The sequence below is a fragment of the Pseudonocardia pini genome, assembly GCF_013870575.1.
Taxonomy (GTDB): Bacteria; Actinomycetota; Actinomycetes; order Mycobacteriales; family Pseudonocardiaceae; genus Pseudonocardia; species Pseudonocardia pini.
The window spans coordinates 1-2,607 of sequence record NZ_JACBXB010000775.1; the positions used below are offsets into that span (position 1 = coordinate 1).

Genomic DNA, 2,607 nt, shown 5'->3' on the forward strand with positions numbered 1-2,607 from the left:
CGCGCCAGGCGACGGACGGCTTCCCGTGGGTGTCCGCGGCGGCGATCAGCAGACCGCCGAGCAACGCGGTGTTCTTGAGGAAGTGGACCTGCTGGGCCTGCTTGGCGGCCGGGTCCGACTCCTCCCAGAAGCGGTGCCCCGCAACGGTCGTCGGGATCAGGGTCGCGGCGAGCGCGGCGGAGGACAACCGCGGGAGCTTGCCGATCGCGAGCAGCGAGCCCGCGGCGACCTTGACCGCACCGTCGATCTTCACGAGGGTCTCGTTGTCCGGCCGCTTCTCCAGCGGCGACGCCTCGACGGCCTTGTCGATCACCGGAGCGGCGTAGTCGAGGACGGGCTTGGCGGCCTCGGCGTGCGCAGCAGGGTTGCGCAGCGAGTTGATTCCACCGTAGATGAACAGTCCGGCCAGCATGGGGCGGGCCACGCGACGCAACAGAGGCATGGTGCGGCTTTCCCCACTCGCCCGGCGGGCAAACACGGGGCACGCTGGCGGGGGCGGGTCCGATTGGGAATCATGCCGACGTGGCGAGACACGCGATCGGGCTGGACATCGGCGGGACCAAGGTGGCGGGCGCCGTCGTGGACGGGGACGGGACCGTGGTCGCCGAGCTCACCGAACCGACCCCGGAGACGTCGGACTCCGCCACCATGACCGCACTGCTGCTGCGCATGGTGGAGACGCTGCGGGAGAAGAACCCCGAGGTCGTCGCGGTCGGCGTGGGGGCGGCGGGCACGGTCGAGTGGCCGAGCGGCCGGATCCTCTGGGCGCCGAACAACGAGTACCGCGAGTGGAACATCCGCGCGGAGCTGGAGTCGGCGACCGGGCTGCCCGCCGTCGTGGACAACGACGCCAACGTCGCCGGGCTGGCCGAGGCGCTGCTCGGGGACACCCTCTACCGCGAGATGGTACTCATCACGGTCGGGACGGGGGTGGGCAGCGGAATCGTGCTGGGCGGGCAGATCTACCGCGGCCCGCGCGGGTTCGCCGCGGAGCTGGGGCACATCGTCGTCGACCCGAACGGACCGCGGTGCGGCTGCGGCAAGCGGGGCTGCCTCGAGGCGCTCGCCTCGGGCACCGCGCTCACCCGCACCGGCCGCGAGGCCGCCGAGGCGGACCCCAACGGGCTGATCGCGCGCCTGGCCCGGGAGCGCGGCGTGCCGGTGACCGGCCAGATCGTCACCGAGGCCGCGCAGCGGGGGGACGCGAAGGCCGTGGAGCTCTTCCAGACCCTCGCGCGCTGGCTCGGCATCGGGATCGCCTCGGTGACGACGATCTTCGAGCTCGACGCGGTGGTGATCGGCGGCGGCGTGGTCGACACCGGCGACCTGCTGCTCGCCCCGGCCCGCGCGGCCGCCACCGAGTACGCCTACGCCCCGCAGGTCAGGCCGTTGCCGCCGGTGCTGCCGAGCAGCTTCGGCAACGACGCGGGCAAGATCGGCGCCGCCCTCCTCGCGCTCGCCGTCGAGGCGCCGTAGCGTACGGAGGTGACACTGATCCTCGGCCCCGTCCTCCGTCACGTCGGGGAGACCACGGCCACGGTCTGGGTGCAGACCGACGCCCCCGCGACCGTCGAGGTGCTGGGCTGCAGCACCCGGACCTTCGAGGTCGCGGGCCACCACTACGCCGTCGTCCCGGTGACCGGGCTCGAACCGGACAGCCGGACCCCGTACGAGGTGCGGATCGACGGCGAGCCGGTGTGGCCCCTGCGGCACAGCCCCTTCCCCGCCAGCGTCATCCCCACCCGCGGCCCGCGTACGGCGGGTCGGGCGCGCATCCTCTTCGGCTCCTGCCGCTACGTGAAGCTCGCCGACCCGAAGACGGCCGCCCGCTACGGCCTCGACGCGCTCGACGCCTACGCCGCCCGGATGGTCTCCGCGCCGCCGCAGGACTGGCCCACGGCGCTGCTGCTGCTCGGCGACCAGGTCTACGCGGACGAGCTCACCCCCCAGACCCGACGCCGGATCGCGGGCCGCGTGGACCGGCGTCCGGACTGGCCGGACGACGAGATCGTGGGATACGACGAGTACGTCGGGCTCTACCGGGACTCCTGGATCGACCCCGAGATCCGCTGGATCCTGTCCACGGTGCCCACCGCGATGATCTTCGACGACCACGACGTCCGGGACGACTGGAACACCTCGGGCGAGTGGCGCGCCGAGATGGGCCGTACCACCTGGTGGACCGACCGCATCCAGGCCGCCCTCGGCTCGTACTGGGTCTACCAGCACCTCGGCAACCTCTCCCCCGCCGAGCTCGAGGCGGACCCGGACTGGCAGCGGGTACGGGCCGCCGAGGGCGACGTGTGGCCGCTGCTGGCCGAGCTCGCGATGCGTGCGGACACCGAGGTCGACGGCGAGAAGGGCATCCGGTTCAGCTTCCGCTGGGACATGGGCCGGACCCGCCTGGTGATGATCGACTCCCGCAACGGCCGGATCCTGGACGAGGGTCGGCACCTGATGCTGGGCGACACCGAGTTCGCCTGGGTGGAGGAGCAGGCCACCGCGCCCGGCGAGGTCGACCACCTGCTGCTCGGCACCTCCGTGCCGTGGCTGCTCGCCCCGGCCCTGGGCGACCTGGAGTCGGTCAACGAGGCCGCCGCCGCCAAG

3 protein-coding genes are annotated in these 2,607 nt (G+C 73.0%); 2 read left to right on the forward strand and 1 reads right to left on the reverse strand.

Features of this window, described 5'->3' with window-relative positions; translation table 11 throughout:
* Window positions 1-442, reverse strand: a 442-nt coding sequence (locus H5J29_RS28735; RefSeq protein ID WP_246394424.1) for a DoxX family protein, incomplete at its 3' end; no start/stop codon positions are given.
* 80 nt (window positions 443-522) lie between these two features.
* Between H5J29_RS28735 and H5J29_RS28740 the strand changes: the two genes are divergently transcribed.
* Window positions 523-1,476 carry an ROK family protein gene (locus H5J29_RS28740; protein WP_312858460.1) on the forward strand — a complete coding sequence of 318 codons (954 nt, stop codon included), beginning with the start codon at window positions 523-525 and terminating at the stop codon, window positions 1,474-1,476.
* Between the two features lie 9 nt (window positions 1,477-1,485).
* On the forward strand, window positions 1,486-2,607 hold a 1,122-nt coding region (locus tag H5J29_RS28745; RefSeq protein ID WP_181784112.1), incomplete at its 3' end, for a DUF7800 domain-containing protein.